Annotated in this window: 17 protein-coding genes and 1 riboswitch; of the genes, 11 read left to right on the forward strand and 6 right to left on the reverse strand. The window is 71.9% G+C overall.

The window, feature by feature from the left end; translation table 11 throughout:
* Positions 1 to 20 precede the first annotated feature (20 nt).
* Both arfB and ACZ60X_RS27690 read left to right on the forward strand, forming a co-directional pair.
* Positions 21 to 449, forward strand: coding sequence for an alternative ribosome rescue aminoacyl-tRNA hydrolase ArfB (arfB, locus tag ACZ60X_RS27685; RefSeq protein WP_469603843.1), 429 nt, complete (start codon positions 21 to 23; stop codon positions 447 to 449).
* Positions 450 to 527: 78 nt separating this feature from the next.
* Positions 528 to 1,385 carry a sigma-70 family RNA polymerase sigma factor gene (locus ACZ60X_RS27690; RefSeq protein WP_469603846.1) on the forward strand — a complete coding sequence of 286 codons (858 nt, stop codon included), beginning with the start codon at positions 528 to 530 and terminating at the stop codon, positions 1,383 to 1,385.
* Positions 1,386 to 1,443: 58 nt separating this feature from the next.
* Here the strand turns inward: ACZ60X_RS27690 and ACZ60X_RS27695 are convergent, their stop codons facing one another.
* Positions 1,444 to 1,935: a flavin reductase family protein gene (locus tag ACZ60X_RS27695; RefSeq protein ID WP_469604330.1), complete on the reverse strand. Its 492-nt coding sequence runs from the start codon at positions 1,933 to 1,935 to the stop codon at positions 1,444 to 1,446.
* 387 nt (positions 1,936 to 2,322) lie between these two features.
* Between ACZ60X_RS27695 and cdgB the strand changes: the two genes are divergently transcribed.
* Complete coding sequence (gene cdgB, locus ACZ60X_RS27700) at positions 2,323 to 3,990, forward strand: diguanylate cyclase CdgB (RefSeq protein ID WP_469603849.1); 1,668 nt, start codon at positions 2,323 to 2,325, stop codon at positions 3,988 to 3,990.
* Between the two features lie 118 nt (positions 3,991 to 4,108).
* Positions 4,109 to 5,032 (forward strand): carbohydrate-binding protein, encoded by a 924-nt coding sequence (locus tag ACZ60X_RS27705; RefSeq protein WP_469603852.1) that lies wholly within the window; start codon positions 4,109 to 4,111, stop codon positions 5,030 to 5,032.
* Between the two features lie 184 nt (positions 5,033 to 5,216).
* On the opposite strand, the gene ACZ60X_RS27710 is transcribed toward ACZ60X_RS27705, so the two are convergent.
* The 3 genes from ACZ60X_RS27710 to ACZ60X_RS27720 form a co-directional block, all read right to left on the reverse strand.
* Complete coding sequence (locus ACZ60X_RS27710) at positions 5,217 to 6,146, reverse strand: 1-phosphofructokinase family hexose kinase (protein ID WP_469603856.1); 930 nt, start codon at positions 6,144 to 6,146, stop codon at positions 5,217 to 5,219.
* A 133-nt stretch (positions 6,147 to 6,279) separates the two neighbouring features.
* Complete coding sequence (gene nagA, locus ACZ60X_RS27715) at positions 6,280 to 7,425, reverse strand: N-acetylglucosamine-6-phosphate deacetylase (protein ID WP_469603859.1); 1,146 nt, start codon at positions 7,423 to 7,425, stop codon at positions 6,280 to 6,282.
* Positions 7,425 to 8,372: an ROK family protein gene (locus tag ACZ60X_RS27720; protein ID WP_469604333.1), complete on the reverse strand. Its 948-nt coding sequence runs from the start codon at positions 8,370 to 8,372 to the stop codon at positions 7,425 to 7,427. The genes nagA and ACZ60X_RS27720 overlap by 1 nt, the downstream gene beginning before the upstream one ends.
* Before the next feature lie 111 nt (positions 8,373 to 8,483).
* Here ACZ60X_RS27720 and ACZ60X_RS27725 point away from each other — a divergent pair, with 111 nt between their 5' ends.
* Genes ACZ60X_RS27725 through otsB form a run of 3 tightly spaced genes read left to right on the forward strand, consistent with a single transcriptional unit; the run spans position 8,484 to position 10,948 of the window.
* Positions 8,484 to 9,779, forward strand: coding sequence for an extracellular solute-binding protein (locus ACZ60X_RS27725; protein WP_469604336.1), 1,296 nt, complete (start codon positions 8,484 to 8,486; stop codon positions 9,777 to 9,779).
* Positions 9,780 to 9,817: 38 nt separating this feature from the next.
* A complete protein-coding gene (locus ACZ60X_RS27730) occupies positions 9,818 to 10,054 on the forward strand; it encodes a DUF3263 domain-containing protein (protein WP_469603863.1) in 237 nt (78 codons plus the stop codon).
* A 60-nt stretch (positions 10,055 to 10,114) separates the two neighbouring features.
* Entirely contained in the window at positions 10,115 to 10,948 is an 834-nt protein-coding gene (gene otsB / locus ACZ60X_RS27735; RefSeq protein ID WP_469603866.1) for a trehalose-phosphatase, read from the forward strand.
* Between the two features lie 236 nt (positions 10,949 to 11,184).
* Here otsB and ACZ60X_RS27740 read toward each other — a convergent pair whose 3' ends face one another.
* The gene (locus tag ACZ60X_RS27740) at positions 11,185 to 12,591 is read right to left on the reverse strand and encodes an alpha,alpha-trehalose-phosphate synthase (UDP-forming) (RefSeq protein ID WP_469604339.1); all 1,407 of its coding nucleotides are present in this window, start codon (positions 12,589 to 12,591) and stop codon (positions 11,185 to 11,187) included.
* 116 nt (positions 12,592 to 12,707) lie between these two features.
* Positions 12,708 to 13,652 (reverse strand): glucosyl-3-phosphoglycerate synthase, encoded by a 945-nt coding sequence (locus tag ACZ60X_RS27745; protein ID WP_469603868.1) that lies wholly within the window; start codon positions 13,650 to 13,652, stop codon positions 12,708 to 12,710.
* A 140-nt stretch (positions 13,653 to 13,792) separates the two neighbouring features.
* Positions 13,793 to 13,940: riboswitch (SAM riboswitch) on the forward strand.
* A gap of 17 nt (positions 13,941 to 13,957) precedes the next feature.
* On the opposite strand from ACZ60X_RS27745, the gene thrC reads away from it, so the two are divergent.
* The 4 genes from thrC to groL all read left to right on the forward strand — a co-directional run bounded on the left by thrC (position 13,958) and on the right by groL (position 18,161).
* Positions 13,958 to 15,241: a threonine synthase gene (thrC, locus tag ACZ60X_RS27750; protein WP_469603872.1), complete on the forward strand. Its 1,284-nt coding sequence runs from the start codon at positions 13,958 to 13,960 to the stop codon at positions 15,239 to 15,241.
* Positions 15,238 to 15,513, forward strand: a complete 276-nt coding sequence (locus ACZ60X_RS27755; RefSeq protein WP_363213747.1) for a MoaD/ThiS family protein — start codon at positions 15,238 to 15,240, stop codon at positions 15,511 to 15,513. Before thrC ends, ACZ60X_RS27755 begins: the two co-directional genes overlap by 4 nt.
* A 453-nt stretch (positions 15,514 to 15,966) precedes the next feature.
* A complete protein-coding gene (locus ACZ60X_RS27760) occupies positions 15,967 to 16,170 on the forward strand; it encodes a cold-shock protein (protein ID WP_004986573.1) in 204 nt (67 codons plus the stop codon).
* 368 nt (positions 16,171 to 16,538) lie between these two features.
* Entirely contained in the window at positions 16,539 to 18,161 is a 1,623-nt protein-coding gene (gene groL / locus ACZ60X_RS27765) for a chaperonin GroEL (RefSeq protein WP_469603875.1), read from the forward strand.
* The last annotated feature ends 31 nt before the right edge of the window (positions 18,162 to 18,192 follow it).

Here is an 18,192-nt window from a genome sequence, read left to right on the forward strand (position 1 = left end):
GCCGCGCGACCATGGGGGACATGTCCGGTCCCTACGTCATCCGTGGCTCCGTCTCGCTTCCCGAGGCCGAGCTGATGTGGCGTTTCTCCAGGTCGTCGGGGCCCGGCGGACAGCACGTCAACACCAGTGACTCGCAGGTGGAGCTGCGCTTCGACCTCGCGCGCACCGAGGCCCTGCCTCCGGTGTGGAAGGAGCGGGCGTTGCGGCGGCTGGCCGGCCGGCTCGTCGACGGAGTCGTCACCGTCCGCTCCTCCGAGCACCGCTCCCAGTGGCGCAACCGCGAGGCCGCCGCCGTACGCCTCGCCGCGCTCCTGGCGGAGGCCAGCGCGCCCCCGCCCAAGCCCCGCAGGCCCACCCGCATCCCGCGCGGCATCAACGAACGCCGGCTGCGCGAGAAGAAGCAGCGCTCGGACACCAAGCGCGGCCGCTCGGGCCGGGACTGGGGTTGAGCGGGTCCGTCACACTTTCCGGCCGCCGTACGTCAGGGTCGCAGACCCTGTACGGCGACGGAGAGGCTGGACGGAACGATGAGCGAGCACGAGCGGCGGCACGACCCCGACGCCCTCGCCGAGCGGTTCGAGGAGTACCGGGGCCATCTGCGGGCCGTCGCCCACCGGATGCTGGGCTCGGCCGCGGAGGCCGAGGACGCCGTGCAGGAGACCTGGTTCCGGCTGAGCCGGTCCGACGTGCGCGAGGTGGACAACCTCGGGGGCTGGCTGACGACCGTCGTCGGCCGGGTCTGCCTCGACATGCTCCGCTCCCGCCGCACCCGGGGCGAGCGGCCCCTGGACGCCTGGCAGCCGGCGGCCGCGGCCGGGCCGGACCCCGCGCAGGACGCCCTGCTGGCCGACTCGGTCGGCACGGCGCTGCTCGTCGTCCTCGACACGCTGGGCCCGGCCGAGCGGCTGGCGTTCGTGCTGCACGACCTGTTCGGGGTGCCGTTCGAGGAGGTCGGCGGCATCCTCGGGCGCACCCCGGCCGCGGCCCGGCAGCTGGCCAGCCGGGGCCGGCGCAGAGTGCGGGGCGCGGCCGTGCCAAAGACCGATCTGGCCCGGCAGCGCGAGGTGGTCGACGCCTTCCTGGCGGCGGCGCGCGACGGCGACTTCGAGGGACTGCTGGCCGTCCTCGACCCGGACGTGCTGGCCCGCGGCGCCGCCGGTACGACCATCGGCGCGAGCGGCGTCGCCTCCGGCGCGAAGAACTTCGCCCACCTGGCCGCCGTGGCCCGCCCGGCCCTGGTGGACGGCGCGACAGGCCTGGTCGTACGCGTCGGGGACCGGCTGGAGCGTGTGGTGACATTCACTTTCGTCGGTCGCCGGATCGCCACGATCGATGTCGTCACGGATCCGGCGCGGCTGGCGGAGCTGTCGGTGGAGGCGGTGTAGGCGGTGACGGTCTTCCCACGTCACCCGCGAGCGCTCCCCCGGCGGGCCACGCCGGCGCCTAGCCCACGTGCCGGTACCGCCCGCGGAAGTACAGCAGTGGACCGCCCTCGGCGCTCGGTACGTGGGCGGTGAGGACGCGGCCGATGACCAGCGTGTGGTCGCCGGCGGTCACTCGCTGCTCGGTGCGGCACTCCAGGGTGGCCAGGGCGCCGCCCACCAGGGGCGCGCCCGTGACCTCGCCGCGGACGTAGGGGATGTCCTCGAAGAGCAGCCGGTCGCTGATGCGGCCCTTCATCGCGAAGCGTCCGGCGATGTGCCGCTGGCTCTCGGCGAGGACCGAGACCGCCCACAGGGGCTGTTCGGCCAGCAGGTCGTCCATGCGGGAGCCCTCGCGCAGGCTGACCAGGACCAGGGGCGGGTCGAGCGAGACCGACAGGAAGGCGGTGGCGGTCATGCCGACGTCCTCCACGCCCGGCGCCTGCGGGTCGTCCGGGTCGAGCGGCGGTTCCTGCGCGGTCACCAGGACCACGCCCGCGGCCAGCCGGGACATCGCGGCCCGGAACTCGTCGTTGCTCACCCCCTCAGCATGCCCGGAAGCGGGGAGGGTGGCGGTGGAGGCGGTGTTCAGCACGTCCGAAACGCTAACCGCCGCCCCGCGCCGGCCGCATCGGGCCCGCGCCCGAGCCGGGTCCTAGGACCAGCGGACGACACACGGCAACTTCGTGCATCATGTGCGCACGCTCGCAAAGCTTGCGTTCAGTAAACGCACGGGGTAATCGCAGAAACTCCACTCAATTGTTCACGTTTCCTTGTGACTTGAGTCACAAGGGGCAGTAATTGTTGACCCTGTGTACCGAGTGGGCAGCGCGCTGTGATTCAGTGGCAAGGAAGCTGAGAGATCCCTGATTCGCTGCGAGGTCGCGGGGGGAGAGCGAGCATGGAGACCGAGTCGGAGCCGTATGTCCGTCTTGCGTCCCTGCGGCAGCTCCACCAGGTCATGGCCGACATGAACACGGCGCGCAGCCTGGCGGACACACTGCAGACCGTCGCCGACGGCGTCGTACAGGCCCTCGGCTACGAGATGGCGTGCGTGAACCTCGTCCGCCAGGACGGTGACCTCGTCGTCGCCGCGTTCTCCGGCAACCCCGCCGCCGAGGCCCTGATCACCGGCCGGGTCGGCTCCCGCGAGTCCTGGGACCGGCGGCTGCACATGGGCGAGCGCTGGGGCGACCTGATCTTCATCCCGCACACCGAGGGCTGGGTGCTGGACGACGACGACGTCCCCCAGTGGTACACGGACGGCCCGGCGCCCCGCTTCGAGGACGAGTGGCACCCCTCGGACCGCCTCTTCGCCCCCATGTACACGCCCGGCGTGCAGGGCGGCTCGTGCGGTGAACTGCTCGGCGTCCTGTCCGTCGACCGGCCGCGCAACGGCCGCCGGCCGGGCGCCTGGGGCCGCGAGGCCCTGCAGATGTACGCGTTCCAGGCCGCCATCGCCATCAGCAACGCCCGGCTGCGGGCCAACATGCAGCGCGCCCTGGTCCGCCTGGAGCGCGAGCAGCAGGCCCTGCGCGCCAGCGAGGAATCCTTCCGGCAGGCCTTCGAGTACGCCCCCTCCGGCATGGCCATCGCCGAGATGGGCGGTGACCAGCACGGCCGCATCCTGCGCACCAACGACGCTCTGTGCCGCCTGCTGGGCCGCCCGGCCTCCGCGATGCGCCGCTACTCCTTCTCCGACCTCGTCCACCCCGAGGACATCGGTACGCTGCTGCGGACCTCCGCCGAGGGCGGCCGCGCGGAGCTGCGCCTCGGCCGCCGCGACGGCACGTACGTCTGGGTCTCCCTGCGCAACAGCGTCGTGGCCGACGCCGCCGACGGCCCCCGCTTCCTGCTCACCCACGTCGAGGACATAGAGGAGCGCAAGCGCCGCGAACTGCAGCTCGCCCACCGCGCCTCCCACGACTCGCTGACCGGCCTGCCGAACTCCGCCGAGCTGCGCTCACGCCTGTCGGCCCGCCTGTGCCAACGCCCCGCGCAGCCCGGCGACATGGAGTCCCTGGACGCGGCCTACGGCCACCCGGTCTTCGACGCCCCGGGCAGCCACGGCAGCCACGGCGGCTTCGACTTCCGGCCGGGCACGGAGGGTTACGACGCCTTCGACCACCACGTGCACACCGTCGCCCCCGAGGACGGCCGCGACGACGGCACCAAGGGCCTCGCGGTGCTCTTCTGCGACCTCGACGGCTTCAAGTCCATCAACGACCGCTTCGGCCACAACGCGGGTGACGCGGTGCTCATCGAGGTGGCCCACCGGCTGTCCCGGGGCGTGCGCGACGGCGACACGGTCGCCCGGCTCGGCGGCGACGAGTTCGTGATCCTCGCCGACGGACTCGGCCGCGCCGACGCCCAGGACCTCGCCGCACGGCTGCGCAACGAGATCATCCAGCCCATCCGGGCCGAGGGACGGGCCGTCCGGGTGGGCGCGAGTTTCGGCATCGGGTGGGCACACTGCGGGATGACGGCGGACGAGGTGTTGAAGTCAGCCGACGAGCGGATGTACGTAGAGAAACGATCTCGTCCCAAACAGCACCGGCGTGCTGGATGAGCCGCAGGTCAGCGAGTTGATGCGGTCCTGGTCACCTGTTTGGCTCAGCCAGAGCGGGTAGGCTCGCTAGTCCATACCCCCTATCGCATCCGCCCGCACCTGCTGAGGAGTACCAGGGATGACGCCCGGCGACAACGGCGCGAGCACGCCCGAGGACGACGACCCGTTCGGCTACCTGTACGCCGACGGCCAGGCCAGAGGAGCCCAGCCGCCGTCCGGCGGTTACGGCTACCCGAATTCGGTCAGCAGGGTGCGTACGGTCGGCGAGCGCCAGTACGGCCAGCAGCAGCCCGCGTACGGCCAGGGCGTGCCCCAGGGCGCCTACACCCAGCCGAACGCGCACTACCAGGCCCCCGAGACGCTCCCCGGCGGTCCCCAGGCCGGCGGCCGCGCGCCCCAGCCCGCCCCGCCCCGCCGCGGCCCGAACACCAAGGGCCTGCTGATCGGCGCGATCGCGGTGGTCGCGGCGGTCGTCATCGGCATCGGCGTGGCGATGCTGAACGACAGCTCGGGCGGCAAGAAGACCGACAACCAGGCCGACACCACCCCGACGCAGTCCCAGAGCAGCGGACCGAGCCCCTCGGGGAGCGCCTCGGCGGCGAGCGGGCCGTTGCAGACCGACGCGGGTGCCCTCCAGCTGGCGGGCGGCGCGGCGAAGACCTCGGCCGTCCAGGGCGCCAAGTCCTCCGACGGCAGTTACGTGGGCAACCTCAACCAGCCCGGTACCTCGATCACCTGGTCGGTCGACAACATCCCGGCGGACGGCCCGTACACCCTGTTCACGTACTACAGCGCGACCGGCGCCGATCAGGCGATGTCGGTGACCGTGAACGGAACCAAGTTCGGCAGCCCGCTGGGGCTGAGGAACTGGACGGGCGCCAAGGACGGTGACTTCGCCCACGGTTGGACCCGCTCCTACGTGTGGCCGACTCTCAAGAAGGGCCACAACACGATCTCCGTCTCCTGCGAGCCGGGCGACAAGTGCAACGTCCTGATCAGCAGCTTCAAGCTCAAGCAGGGCCAGGTCACGAGCGACAGCTAGTGCCCGGGCAGGCGACGTTCGCCCCGTCGCGACGCCCGGCACGCTCCGCCGCTGCGCGGGAGGTGCCCCCACTCGCCGCACCGGCCGAAAGCCCAAGTACGCCAGTACGAGGACTTCCGGCCGGCACGCCGACAGCACGCACCGGACGCCGCTCCTTGACGGGCAAACGTTGCCTGCCGGGGCACTAGGCCGCGCTGGTCCAGCCGTTCACCGTCACCTGGTCCAGCAGCTCCTCGTAGGCCGCGCGGTCGAACTCGCCCGCTGCCGTGGCCCGTACGGTCGCCGCCGACAAGGCGACCGCGCGGGCCAGGCGCTGCGGCCAGGGGAGGTGTTCCACCAGGCCCGACAGCAGGCCGGCGACGGCGGAGTCGCCCGCGCCGGTCGGGTTGCCGTGGAGCGGTGCGGGCGGGGTGGCGCGCCAGCGGCCCTCCGGGGTGGCGGCCAGCAGGCCGTCCGGGCCGAGGGAGGCGACGACCGCGTGGGCGCCGCGCCGGCGGGCGTCCTGGGTGGCGCGCAGCGGCTCGTGGGAGCCGGTCAGCTCGGCCAGTTCGTCGGCGTTCGGCTTGACGATGTCCGGGCGCGCGGCGACCCCGCGGCGCAGGGCTTCGCCGCTGGTGTCCAGGAGCACGGGGACGCCCGCGGAGCGCGCGGCCCGCACGAGGCCCGCGTACGCGCCCACCGGCACGCCCGGCGGCAGGCTGCCGCACAGGGCCACCGCCGAGGCGGTGGGGAGCAACTCCTCGTAGCGGTCCAGGAAGGCGCCCCACTCGGCCGGTGTGATCTGCGGACCCGGCTCGTTCAACTGCGTGGTGTCGCCCGACAGCTGGTCCACCACGGCGATCGTGCGCCGGGTCGCCCCGGCCACCGTCAGCAGCGCGTCCGTCAGCAGCGGGACACCGGTGAGGTGGTCGCGTACCTCCCGGCCGGTCGCCCCGCCCGCGAAGCCCGTGACCGTCACCTCGTGGCCCAGCGCGGCCAGCACCCGGGCGACGTTCACGCCCTTGCCGCCCGGTCGCTCGATGACCTCCGAGACCCGGTGCGAGGCGTGCGGCCGCAGCGACCGTACGCGATAGGTCAGGTCGAGAGCCGTGTTCAGCGTGACCGTGAGGAGCACCCGGGCCGACCTCCCTCGAAGTCCGTGTGACCGGCGATGTGCCCGTCGTCGATTTCCGGGGCCTGATCATGCCAAACAGACGGCGGCCGGCCCAGTCGCCGGTCGGCCGCCCTCCAGGGAAAAGACGGTCACATCAGGCCAGTTGGGGCGGTACCACCACCCATTCGCCGTGTCGCATCACGCCCTTCAGGGCGAAGTCCGCGTCGAGCACGACCAGGTCGGCGTCCTTGCCGGGTTCCAGGGAGCCGATGCGGTCGGACAGCCCGAGCAGGCGGGCCGGGTTCACGGACAGGGCCGTCACGGCGTCCTCGACCGAGAGCCGGTCGACGGTGACCGCCCGCTGGAAGGCGCGGTCCAGGGTCAGCGTGGAGCCCGCGATCGAACCGCCGTCCACCAGCCGGGCCACGCCCTCGCTGACCTCGACCTCCAGCGGGCCGAGCATGTAGCGGCCGTCGCCGATGCCGGCCGCGTCCATCGCGTCCGTGATGAACGCGACCCGGTCCGCGCCCGCGTGATGGAACGCCAGTTCCAGCGCGGCCGGGTGCAGGTGCGTGCCGTCGTTGATCAGCTCCACCGTGACCCGCTCGTCCTCCAGCAGGGCGGTGATCGGGCCGGGGGCGCGGTGGCCGAGCGGGGGCATCGCGTTGAAGAGGTGGGTGGCGACCGTGGCGCCCGCGTCGATGGCCTCGACCGTCTGCTCGTACGTGGCGTCCGTGTGCCCGATCGCCGCGATCACGCCGTGCTCGGCGAGCAGCCGTACGGAGTCGATGCCGCCCGGCAGCTCGGTGGCGAGGGTGACCATCCTCGCCCTGCCGCGCGCCGCGTCGATCAGCTTGCGGACCTCGGCCGGGTCCGGGTGGCGCAGCAGCTTCTCGGAGTGGGCGCCCTTGCGGCACGGCGAGATGAACGGCCCCTCGAAGTGGATGCCGGCGATCTCGCCCTGCTCGGCCAGCTCGCTCAGCAGCCCGGCCTGGGTCGCCAGGAGGTCCATCTCGTCGGTGACGGTGGAGGCCACCAGGGTGGTGGTGCCATGGGTGCGGTGGGTGTGGACGGCCTTGAGGACGTCCTCGGCCGTGCCGGAGAAGGAGGCGCCGCCGCCGCCGTGGTTGTGGATGTCGACGAAGCCGGGGACCAGCCAGCAGCCGGTGAGGTCGACGGCCCGGGCGCTTTCGGGGGCCGCGGCGGAGATCTTCGTACCCTCGACGGACACGCGCCCGCCGTCGACCACTCCGCCGGGCAGCACCACCCGAGCACCTGTGAGAACCAAGCTGCGAGCCATCAGGCGCTTACCTCCGGAGTCGTAGAAGCGGTCGTCGTCAGCAGATCCCGGGCGAGCAGACCCGCGCCCAGGCAGCCCGCGGTGTCGCCGAGGGCGGCGGGGACGATGGCCGGCAGTTTCTGGAACGTGACGCGGCGCCGGACGGCGTCGCGCAGCGGCGAGAACAACACTTCCCCGGCCTCGGCCAGTCCGCCACCGATGATCAGCGTGCGTGGGTCCAGCAGGGTGAGCGCCGTGACCAGGCCGTCGGCGAGCGCGTCCACCGCGTCCTGCCAGACCCGGACGGCGTTCGGGTCACCGGACGCGACGGCATCGGCGCAGCCGGCGGCGTCCGCGTCCGGGTCCGCGCTGGCCGCCGCCCAGGCCTCGCTGACGGCGGAGGCGGAGCCGTACCGCTCCAGGCAGCCGTGCTGTCCGCAGGGGCACGGGGTGCCGCCCGGCCGTACGACGATGTGGCCGATCTCGCCCGCGAAGCCGTGTGCGCCCGCCTCCACCCGGCCGTCGATGCCGATGGCGCCGGCGATCCCCGTGCCGAGCGGGACGAACAGGAAGCGGTCGGCGCCCCGGCCGGCGCCGATCCGGCCCTCGGCGAGCCCGCCGGTGCGCACGTCGTGCCCGAGGGCGACGGGGACACCGAGGCGTTCGGCGAGCAGGGCGCGCAGCGGTACGTCCCGCCAGCCGAGGTTGGCCGCGTAGGCGGCGACGCCCCGCTGCTCGTCGACGATGCCGGGGACCGCGATGCCGGCGGCGCGAGCGGGGCTGCCGTAGCGCTCGACGCCGTACGCGCGCAGCTCGGCGGCGAAGTCGAGGATCGTCGCGACCACCGCGTCCGGTCCGCGCTCGCGGCCGGTGGCGCGGCGGGCGCGGTGGAGCAGGGCGCCGTCGTCGCCGATGAGGGCGGCCTTCATCCCGGTACCGCCCACGTCGAGGGCGATGACATGTCTCACCACGGCCCTAGTGTGGCCCGCCCACCCGCGAGAGGTCTAGTCCACTCGCGTGGTGTAGACCTTGTGAGTCCACATATTGAACGGTCAGACGGCAGGGTTGGGGCGTTGAGCGTGCGTCGGCGTACGGTAGGAATGATCGCGGCAGTGTCTGCCATGGGCATGACAGCGATCCTGTGTGGCTGCGGGAGCACGGGGGCGTCCGGCGTGACCCTGAGACTCGTCGCCGCCGACTACGGCGACTCGCCCGCCAACAGCTCCAAGAAGTACTGGGACTCCCTGGCCAGGGCGTACGAGGCCCAGCACTCCGGGGTGAAGGTCGACGTCAGCGTCTACTCCTGGAACGACGTCGACGCCAAGGTCAAGGAGATGGTCGCCGCCGGCCACGCCCCCGACCTGGCGCAGATCGGCGCGTACGCCGACTACGCGGCCGCCGGCAAGCTGTACCCGGCCTCGGACCTGCTCTCCATCCGCACCCAGGCCGACTTCCTGTCCCAGCTGTCCGACGCGGGCCAGTGGAACCACACGCAGTACGGCATCCCCTTCGCCGCGTCCACGCGCGTCCTCTTCTACAACAAGGACCTCTTCGCCAAGGCCGGCATCAACCCGCCCACCACCTGGGACGAGCTGGCCTCCGACGCCAAGGCGCTCAAGGACAGGACCGGCGTGAAGTACCCCTTCGCGCTGCCGCTCGGCCCCGAGGAGGCCCAGGCGGAGACGATGCAGTGGCTGCTCAGCGGCGCCACCCCCGGCAGCGGCGGCAACGGCTACACCGACGACGTCGGCACCTACACCATCGACTCGGCGCAGAACGTCGACACCTTCACCTGGCTCAGGGACGACCTGGTCGGCAAGGGGCTGACCGGTCCGGTCGCCCCGGGCAAGCTCAACCGCGCGGACGCCTTCGCCGCCTTCGCCGACGGCCAGGTCGGCATGCTCAACGGACACCCCACGCTGATCCAGCAGGCCGAGAAGAAGGGCGTGAAGTTCGGCATGGTGCCGATGCCGGGCCGTAACGGTGCCGCCCGGGCCTCGATGGGTGTGGCCGACTGGATGATGGCGTTCAAGCAGAACGGCCACCGCGACCGGATCGGCGACTTCCTGAACTTCGTCTACAGCGAGCAGAACGTCCTCGATTTCTCCCGCGACTACGGCCTGCTGCCGGTCACGGGCTCGGCGTCGACGGCGATGAGTGCGTCGAACGCCGCCCCCGACAAGGCCCTGCACCCCTTCCTGGACCAGCTGCCCACCTCCGAGCTGTACCCGGTCGGCAAGACCTCCTGGGCGGCGGTCGCCGCGGCCGTGAAGCAGAACATCGGCCAGGCCGTCGCCCCCGGCGGCGACCCCTCCGCCGTCCTCACCCGCCTGCAGGCGACGGCCACGGCGGCGGACAGCGGCGCGAAGGACTGAACGGCCGGTTGTCGGTGCCGGGCGTTACGGTGACTGCCATGGCACACATGGCGGAGCTGGGCACCCGGGAGAAGTCCGTCCTCGCCCTGGAGCGCCGGAGCTTTCCCGGCCCCGGCGCGAAGGAGCGGGCGATACGCGAGGAGCTGGGCCTGGCCCCCGTGCGCTACTACCAGCTCCTGAACGCCCTCCTGGACGACGAGCGCGCCCTGGCCCACGACCCGGTCACGGTGAACCGGCTGCGCCGGGTGCGGGAGCGGCGCCGCTCGGAGCGCTGAAACGGGGTCGGGGTTCCGGCACCAGGAGTGGCGGCGGGCCGCGCTGGATAGTGTCGGTTCATGGACCCTTTGCCGACCCCGGCCACCCCTGCCGGCCGGGAGGGGCTCGCCGCCCTTCTCGCCAAGCCGAGCGCAGCGGTGGTCGGCCTCGACTTCGACGGCACACTCGCCCCCATCGTCGCCGACCCCGAGCAGGCCCGCGCCCACCCCGACGCCGTACCGGCCCTCGCCGCGCTCGCGCCCAAGGTCGCCTCGATCGCCGTGATCACCGGCCGGCCGGCCGGGGTCGCGGTCCGCTACGGCGGCTTCGCCGGCGTCCCCGGCCTGGACCACCTCACCGTCCTCGGCCACTACGGCGCCGAACGCTGGGACGCCGCCACCGGCGCGGTCACCGCCCCCGCCCCGCACCCCGGCGTCGCCGCGGTCCGCGCGGAGCTGCCGGGCGTCCTGGAGCGGGCCGGTGCCTGGCCCGGCACCTGGATCGAGGAGAAGGGCCGGGCGGTGGCGGTGCACACCCGCCGCGCCGCCGACCCCGAGGCCGCGTTCGAGGCCCTGCGCGGCCCCCTCACCGGTCTCGCCGCCCGCCACGGCCTGATCGTCGAGCCCGGCCGCATGGTCCTGGAGCTGCGCCCGCCCGGCATGGACAAGGGCGTCGCCCTAGGCGAGTACGTCCGCAGGACAGGCGCCGGCGCGGTCCTCTACGCGGGCGACGACCTCGGCGACCTGCCCGCCTACGACGCCGTGCAGCGGCTGCGCGCCGACGGCGTCCCCGGCGTGCTGGTGTGCAGCGGCAGCACGGAGGTCACGGAACTGGCCGACCGCGCGGACCTCGTGGTCGACGGTCCCGCGGGGGTCGTTCGTCTGCTGCGCGGCCTGGCCGGTCAGCTGGGCTGAGGCTCGCCGGACCGCTGGGGCGGGGCGGGGTGGTGGTTGTCGCGGCGAGCCTTGTGGGGCTGGCGCAGGGCGCGGGTGTCGTGGTCGACGGTCCCGCGGGGGTCGTTCGTCTGCTGCGCGGCCTGGCCGGTCAGCTGGGCTGAGGCTCGCCGGACCGCTGGGGCGGGGATGGGCGGTGGCTGCCGGGGCAGAACGTTGTCCGCAGGGGGTCGTCCCCTGTTGCGCGGCTCGGCCGGTCAGCTGGGCTGAAGCTCGCGAAGTGCCCGCAGCTGGTCCACGAACCACTGGGCCGGGGGCAGGACGGTGGCCGCCGCGGCGAGCCGCGCGGAGCGTGCCGCCCGGTCCCGCGGGTCCAGGGACAGCGCCTCGTGCAGGGCCCGCGCGGTCTGCAGCACGTCGTAGGGGTTCACCGCGAACGCGTCGGCCCCCAGCTCCTCGTACGCCCCCGCCTCCCGCGACAGCACCAGCGCGCACCCCGCGTCGGAGACGACCGGCACCTCCTTGGCGACCAGGTTCATGCCGTCCCGGATGGGGTTGACCAGGGCCACGTCGGCCAGCCGGTACGCGGCCAGCGAGCGCGCGAAGTCGTCCTTGACGTGCAGCACCACCGGTGTCCAGCCGGGCGTCCCGTAGCGGGAGTTGATCTCCTCCGCCACCCTCCGCACCTCGGCCGTGTAGTCCCGGTACACCGCGAGGTCCTGCCGGGAGGGGTACGCGAACGCCACGTGCACGACCCGCTCGCGCCACTCGGGACGCTCGTCCAGCAGCTGCCGGTACGCCAGCAGCCCGCGCACGATGTTCTTGGACAGCTCGGTGCGGTCCACCCGGACGATCGTCCGGCGGCCGGCGCCGATCTCCTCGCGCAGCGCCGCCATCCGCTCGGCCACGTCCGGCTCGTGCGCCCGCTTGCGCAGGAAGTCCGCGTCCGCGCCGAGCCCGTGCACCCCGATCGCCGTGTCCGAGAGGCTGCCGGGGCCCAGCACCGCCGTACAGCACGCCGTGAACGCGTCCGCCCAGCGCCGGGTCAGGAAGGCCGTCCGGTCCGCACCCAGCATGCCGGTCAGCAGCGCGGCGGCGATGTCGTCGGGCAGCAGCCGGAAGTAGTCCGGCGGGGCCCACGGGGTGTGCGAGAAGTGGCCGATGCGCAGGTCGGGGCGGAGCGCGCGGAGCATGCCGGGCACCAGGCACAGGTGGTAGTCCTGCACCAGGACCGCCGCCCCCTCGGCCGCCTCCTCGGCCAGCGCCTCGGCGAACGCCCGGTTGTAGGCCTCGTACGACGCCCACTGCCGCCGGAACTCCGCGTCGAAGACCGGCTCCAGCGGGGTCTGGTACAGCATGTGGTGGACGAACCACAGCACCGAGTTGGCGATCCCGTTGTACGCGTCGGCGTGCACCCGCGCGTCGATGTCCAGCATCCGCACCCGCTGCCCGCCGGTGTCCTCGGCCGGCAGCAGCCCGCCGCCCGCGCGCCGCACGGCCTCGCGGTCGCCGTCGCCGAGCGCGGCGCACACCCACACCGAGCCCGCGTCCGGGCCGATGGCCGACAGTCCCGAGACCAGCCCGCCACCGCCCCTCCTGGCGTGCAGCGAGCCGTCCTCGTCCGCCGTGTACGAAACCGGGCCGCGATTCGACGCGACCAACACCTCGGCACCGTGCGGGGAAACCGTGGAAACCATGGTCCTCAACCTAGCCCGCCCCGGAAACGCTCAAACGTACGGCCACGCCCGAGGGCACGGCCGTATACGAAGACCCGCCGGACTCAGGCCACCCGGCGCTCGGCGTACTCGGCGATCTCCACCATGGGCGGTCGTTCCTCGGTGTCGACCGAGTAGGTGCGCGGCTCGAAGCCGTCCTCGCCGCGTTCGAACTGGGTGAGGGAGGGCCGGATCAGGTGGCCGCGGGCCAGCCGCAGCTGTGCGGTGCGGTAGATCGCCGCGGCCATCCGGCCGAGCGCCTGCCCGTCCTGGTGGCGGTGCTTGCGCACCCCGACGTCCACCTGTGCCAGCGCGTCCAGCCCCACCAGGTGCAGGGCGTCCACCAGCATGCCCAGCTCCACGCCGTACCCGACCGGGAAGGGGAGCTGTTCCAGCAGGCTGCGCCGGGCCGCGTACTCGCCGCCCAGCGGCTGCACGAATCCGGCGAGCTGCGGCCAGTGCATGTTCAGCAGCGGGCGGGCCATCAGCTCGGTGACCCGGCCGCCCTGGCCGGCGGACCCGGCGAGCGGGCGGTCGTACATCGCCTTGACCAGGTCCACGCCCGGCTCGGTGAGCAGCGGGCCGACGATCCCGGAGACGAAGTCGGAGGAGAAGTCGCGCAGGTCGGCGTCGATGAAACAGACGATGTCCCCGGTGGTGACCAGGAGCGAGCGCCACAGCACCTCACCCTTTCCGGGAACGGCGGGGACGCGGGGCAGGATCTCGTCCCGGTGGACGACCCGCGCGCCCGCGGCGGCGGCGACCGCGGAGGTACGGTCGGTGGAGCCGGAGTCGACCACCACGATCTCGTCGACGAGCGGTACCTGCTCCACGAGGTCGTGGCGGATGACCGCGACGATGTCGCCGACCGTCTCCTCCTCGTTGAGCGCGGGCAGCACGACGGAGACCGACTGGCCGGCGCGCTGCTTGGCCGCCAGGATCTTGTGCAGCGGGCGGTCGGTCACGGACCAGGAGCGGGTGGCCAGCCAGCGCTCGACTTCTTCCAGCACAGTCAGCGGCTCCTCACGTGTCTCGCGGTTCGGACGACTATCTCAACTGTCCTGGCCTTCGGTTACAGTCTTGAACAACGCCGATGACCATCGCATGTCGGGGGTCGCGCGCGGACACAACCGCTCATACAACCGCATACCGCTCATCCAGAGGGGCAGAGGGACACGGCCCGATGAAGCCCCGGCAACCCTCCAGTCGGTTCTTGTCACGTTGACGTGGTGAGGCTCCCGGCTAGGGAAGGTGCCAAATCCGTCTCACGGCGAGATGCGCCGTGAGGAAGATGAGGAGAAAGGGCCTCGCCTCCATGGCTGTGCAGACCGTCGCAAGCACCTCCGCCTCCCCCGTCGACCTCGGCCCCGCCGCGGCCCTGAGCTGTCGCGAGTGCGGTCACCGCGTCCCGCTCGGCCCGGTCTTCGCGTGCGAGGAGTGTTTCGGCCCGCTGGAGATCGCCTACGACTTCTCCGGCTACGACGCCGAAGAGCTGCGGGCCCGCATCGAGTCCGGCCCCGCGAACATCTGGCGGTACGCGCCCCTGCTGCCCGTCCCGGCCGACGTCGCCGACAAGCCGAACCTGAACCCCGGCTGGACCAAGCTCGTCAAGGCCGACCACCTCGCCGCCGAACTCGGCGTCACCGGGGGCCTGTTCGTCAAGGACGACTCCGGCAACCCGACGCACTCCTTCAAGGACCGGGTCGTCGCCCAGGCCCTGGAGGCCGCGCGCGCCTTCGGCTTCACCACCCTGTCCTGCTCCTCCACGGGCAACCTGGCCGGTGCCGTCGGCGCCGCCGCCGCCCGCGCCGGCCTGCGCTCCTGCGTGTTCATCCCGCACGACCTGGAGCAGGGCAAGGTCGTCATGGCCGCGATCTACGGCGGCGAACTGGTCGGCATCGAGGGTAACTACGACGACGTCAACCGCTTCTGCTCCGAACTGATCGGCGACCCGGCCGGCGAGGGCTGGGGCTTCGTCAACGTCAACCTGCGGCCGTACTACGCCGAGGGCTCCAAGACGCTGGCGTACGAGATCTGCGAGCAGCTCGGCTGGCGGCTGCCGGACCAGATCGTGGTCCCCATCGCCTCCGGCTCCCAGCTGACGAAGATCGACAAGGGTCTGCAGGAGCTGATCAGGCTCGGCCTGGTCGAGGACAAGCCGTACAAGATCTTCGGCGCGCAGGCCGAGGGCTGCTCGCCGGTGTCGACGGCCTTCAAGGCCGGGCACGACGTGGTCCGCCCGCAGAAGCCGAACACGATCGCCAAGTCCCTCGCCATCGGCAACCCGGCCGACGGCCCGTACGTCCTGGACATCGCCCGGCGCACCGGCGGCGCCGTGGAGGACGTGACGGACGAGGAGGTCGTGGACGCCATCAAGCTGCTGGCCCGCACCGAGGGCATCTTCGCCGAGACGGCGGGTGGCGTGACGGTCGGCGTGACGCGCAAGCTGCTCAAGGCCGGCGTCCTGGACCCGGCGAAGACCACGGTCGTCCTCAACACCGGCGACGGCCTGAAGACCCTCGACGCGGTGGCCGGCACGGGGCTCACCGCCACCATCCGTCCGAACCTGGACTCCTTCCGAGAGGCTGGCCTCGCATGAGCGTGACCGTTCGCATCCCCACCATCCTGCGCACCTACACCGGCGGTCGGGCCGAGGTCGCCGCCGAGGGCGCGACCCTCGCCGAGGTCATCGAGGACCTGGAGAAGAACCACACCGGGATCGCCGCGCGCGTCCTGGACGACCAGGGCAAGCTGCGCCGGTTCGTGAACGTGTACGTCAACGACGACGACGTGCGCTTCGAGCAGGGTCTTCAGACCGCGACCCCCGACGGTGCCGGTGTCTCCATCATTCCGGCGGTCGCCGGCGGCTGAACCCGCGGCGATCCGCGGCGATCATTACCGTCGGTAACCGCGGTTACCGACTGTTCATCGAATGGCCCTCTCCGGGATAGAACCGGAGGGGGCCATTCAGTGTGATTGAGCGCGGTACAGTTGGGGAACGCGTGCCGCACCAGCGGGTCGCGTCTCCCGGATTTCACGCCGCGCACCCGATGAGAAGTGGCCAAAGTGCCCGGCCCATCCGCGGCTTTCGTTCCATTTTGCACGGCCCGACTTGCCCTGAATTCGGCGTAATTCTAGGGAGATTCCGGACCGGGGTCGTCCAGAATTCTCGTCCGATTGACCTGTTGCAGACGGCAGTTGGACAGATACATTCAGCCGCGGTCGACGCGTTCCGGCGCACGCCCCCGACCGATGGGGGGTGAGGTCTGACCCGGGTCCGCGAAGTGTGGATCTGTGCAAGGGCCAGTAATAGGGGAGTTAGGCATGGCTCAGGGCACCGTCAAGTGGTTCAACGCGGAGAAGGGGTACGGCTTCATCGCGGTCGACGGTGGTGCGGACGTCTTCGTCCACTACAGCGCGATTCAGATGGACGGCTACCGCACCCTGGAAGAGGGCCAGCGGGTCGAGTTCGAGATCTCGCAGGGTCAGAAGGGCCCGCAGGCCGACATGGTTCGCGTCACCGCCTGAACGTTTCTTGTCCGAAGGGCCCGCACCTCACCAGGGGTGCGGGCCCTTCGCCGTGCCCGGGGAGCCCCCGGCTCCGCTTGTTCGCGCGCGGCTGACGACGGTCCCCAGGACCCGAGAGGCGCTTGCGCCCGCCCGTCGCCCGACCATCACCCCTCCACGAGCCGGCTTCGCGGGCGCTGTCTTGCACTCGGGCATGCCGAGTGCTAATCATTGCGTTAGCACTCTGAAGGTGAGAGTGACAAAGAGGGACCGGGTCGGTGAGGCCCGGCGGCCAGGTGGGGCAAGGAACCACAGGCCGTCGAGCCGTCCGTCGCGGGCGCGGGCGCGGTCCGAAGGAATCACCCCCAGTCCTGGAGGGACCACTTCACATGGCCAAGATCATCGCGTTCGACGAGGAGGCGCGGCGCGGCCTCGAGCGCGGCATGAACCAGCTCGCGGACGCCGTGAAGGTGACGCTCGGCCCCAAGGGCCGCAACGTCGTCCTCGAGAAGAAGTGGGGCGCCCCCACGATCACCAACGATGGTGTCTCCATCGCCAAGGAGATCGAGCTCGAGGACCCGTACGAGAAGATCGGCGCCGAGCTGGTCAAGGAAGTCGCCAAGAAGACGGACGACGTCGCCGGTGACGGTACGACCACCGCGACCGTGCTCGCCCAGGCCCTGGTCAAGGAAGGCCTGCGCAACGTGGCCGCCGGCGCCAACCCGATGGCCCTCAAGCGCGGTATCGAGAAGGCCGTCGAGGCCGTCTCCGCCGCCCTGCTGGAGCAGGCGAAGGACGTCGAGACCAAGGAGCAGATCGCCTCCACGGCCTCCATCTCCGCCGCCGACACCCAGATCGGCGAGCTGATCGCCGAGGCCATGGACAAGGTCGGCAAGGAAGGCGTCATCACCGTCGAGGAGAGCAACACCTTCGGTCTGGAGCTCGAGCTCACCGAGGGCATGCGCTTCGACAAGGGCTACATCTCCGCCTACTTCGCGACCGACATGGAGCGCATGGAGGCGGTGCTGGAGGACCCGTACATCCTCATCGCCAACTCCAAGATCTCCTCGGTCAAGGACCTGCTCCCGCTGCTGGAGAAGGTCATGCAGTCCGGCAAGCCGCTGGTGATCATCGCGGAGGACGTCGAGGCCGAGGCCCTGTCCACGCTGATCGTCAACAAGATCAAGGGCACCTTCAAGTCCGTCGCCGTCAAGGCCCCGGGCTTCGGTGACCGCCGCAAGGCCATGCTCGGCGACATCGCCATCCTCACGGGCGGCGAGGTCATCTCCGAGGAGGTCGGCCTCAAGCTGGAGAACGCGACCCTGGACCTCCTGGGCCGCGCCCGCAAGGTCGTCATCACCAAGGACGAGACCACCATCGTCGACGGCGCCGGCTCCTCGGAGCAGGTCAACGGCCGCGTGAACCAGATCCGCGTCGAGATCGAGAACAGCGACTCGGACTACGACCGCGAGAAGCTCCAGGAGCGCCTGGCCAAGCTCGCGGGCGGCGTCGCGGTCATCAAGGCCGGTGCCGCCACCGAGGTGGAGCTGAAGGAGCGCAAGCACCGCATCGAGGACGCCGTGCGCAACGCCAAGGCGGCCGTCGAGGAGGGCATCGTCGCCGGTGGTGGCGTGGCCCTGCTGCAGGCCTCGGCCGTCTTCGAGAAGCTGGAGCTGGAAGGCGACGAGGCGACCGGCGCGCAGGCCGTGAAGCTCGCGCTGGAGGCCCCGCTGAAGCAGATCGCCGTCAACGCCGGCCTCGAGGGCGGTGTCGTGGTGGAGAAGGTGCGCAACCTGACCCCGGGCCACGGCCTGAACGCCGCGACCGGCGAGTACGTCGACCTGGTCGCCGAGGGCATCATCGACCCGGCGAAGGTGACCCGTTCCGCGCTGCAGAACGCCGCCTCCATCGCCGCGCTGTTCCTCACCACCGAGGCCGTCATCGCCGACAAGCCGGAGAAGGCCGCCGCGCCGGCCGGCGGCGGCATGCCGGGCGGTGACATGGACTTCTGATCGGCCTCACGGTTGATCGCCTGTCCCGGTA

It is taken from the genome of Streptomyces sp. NPDC104106 (assembly GCF_055584345.1).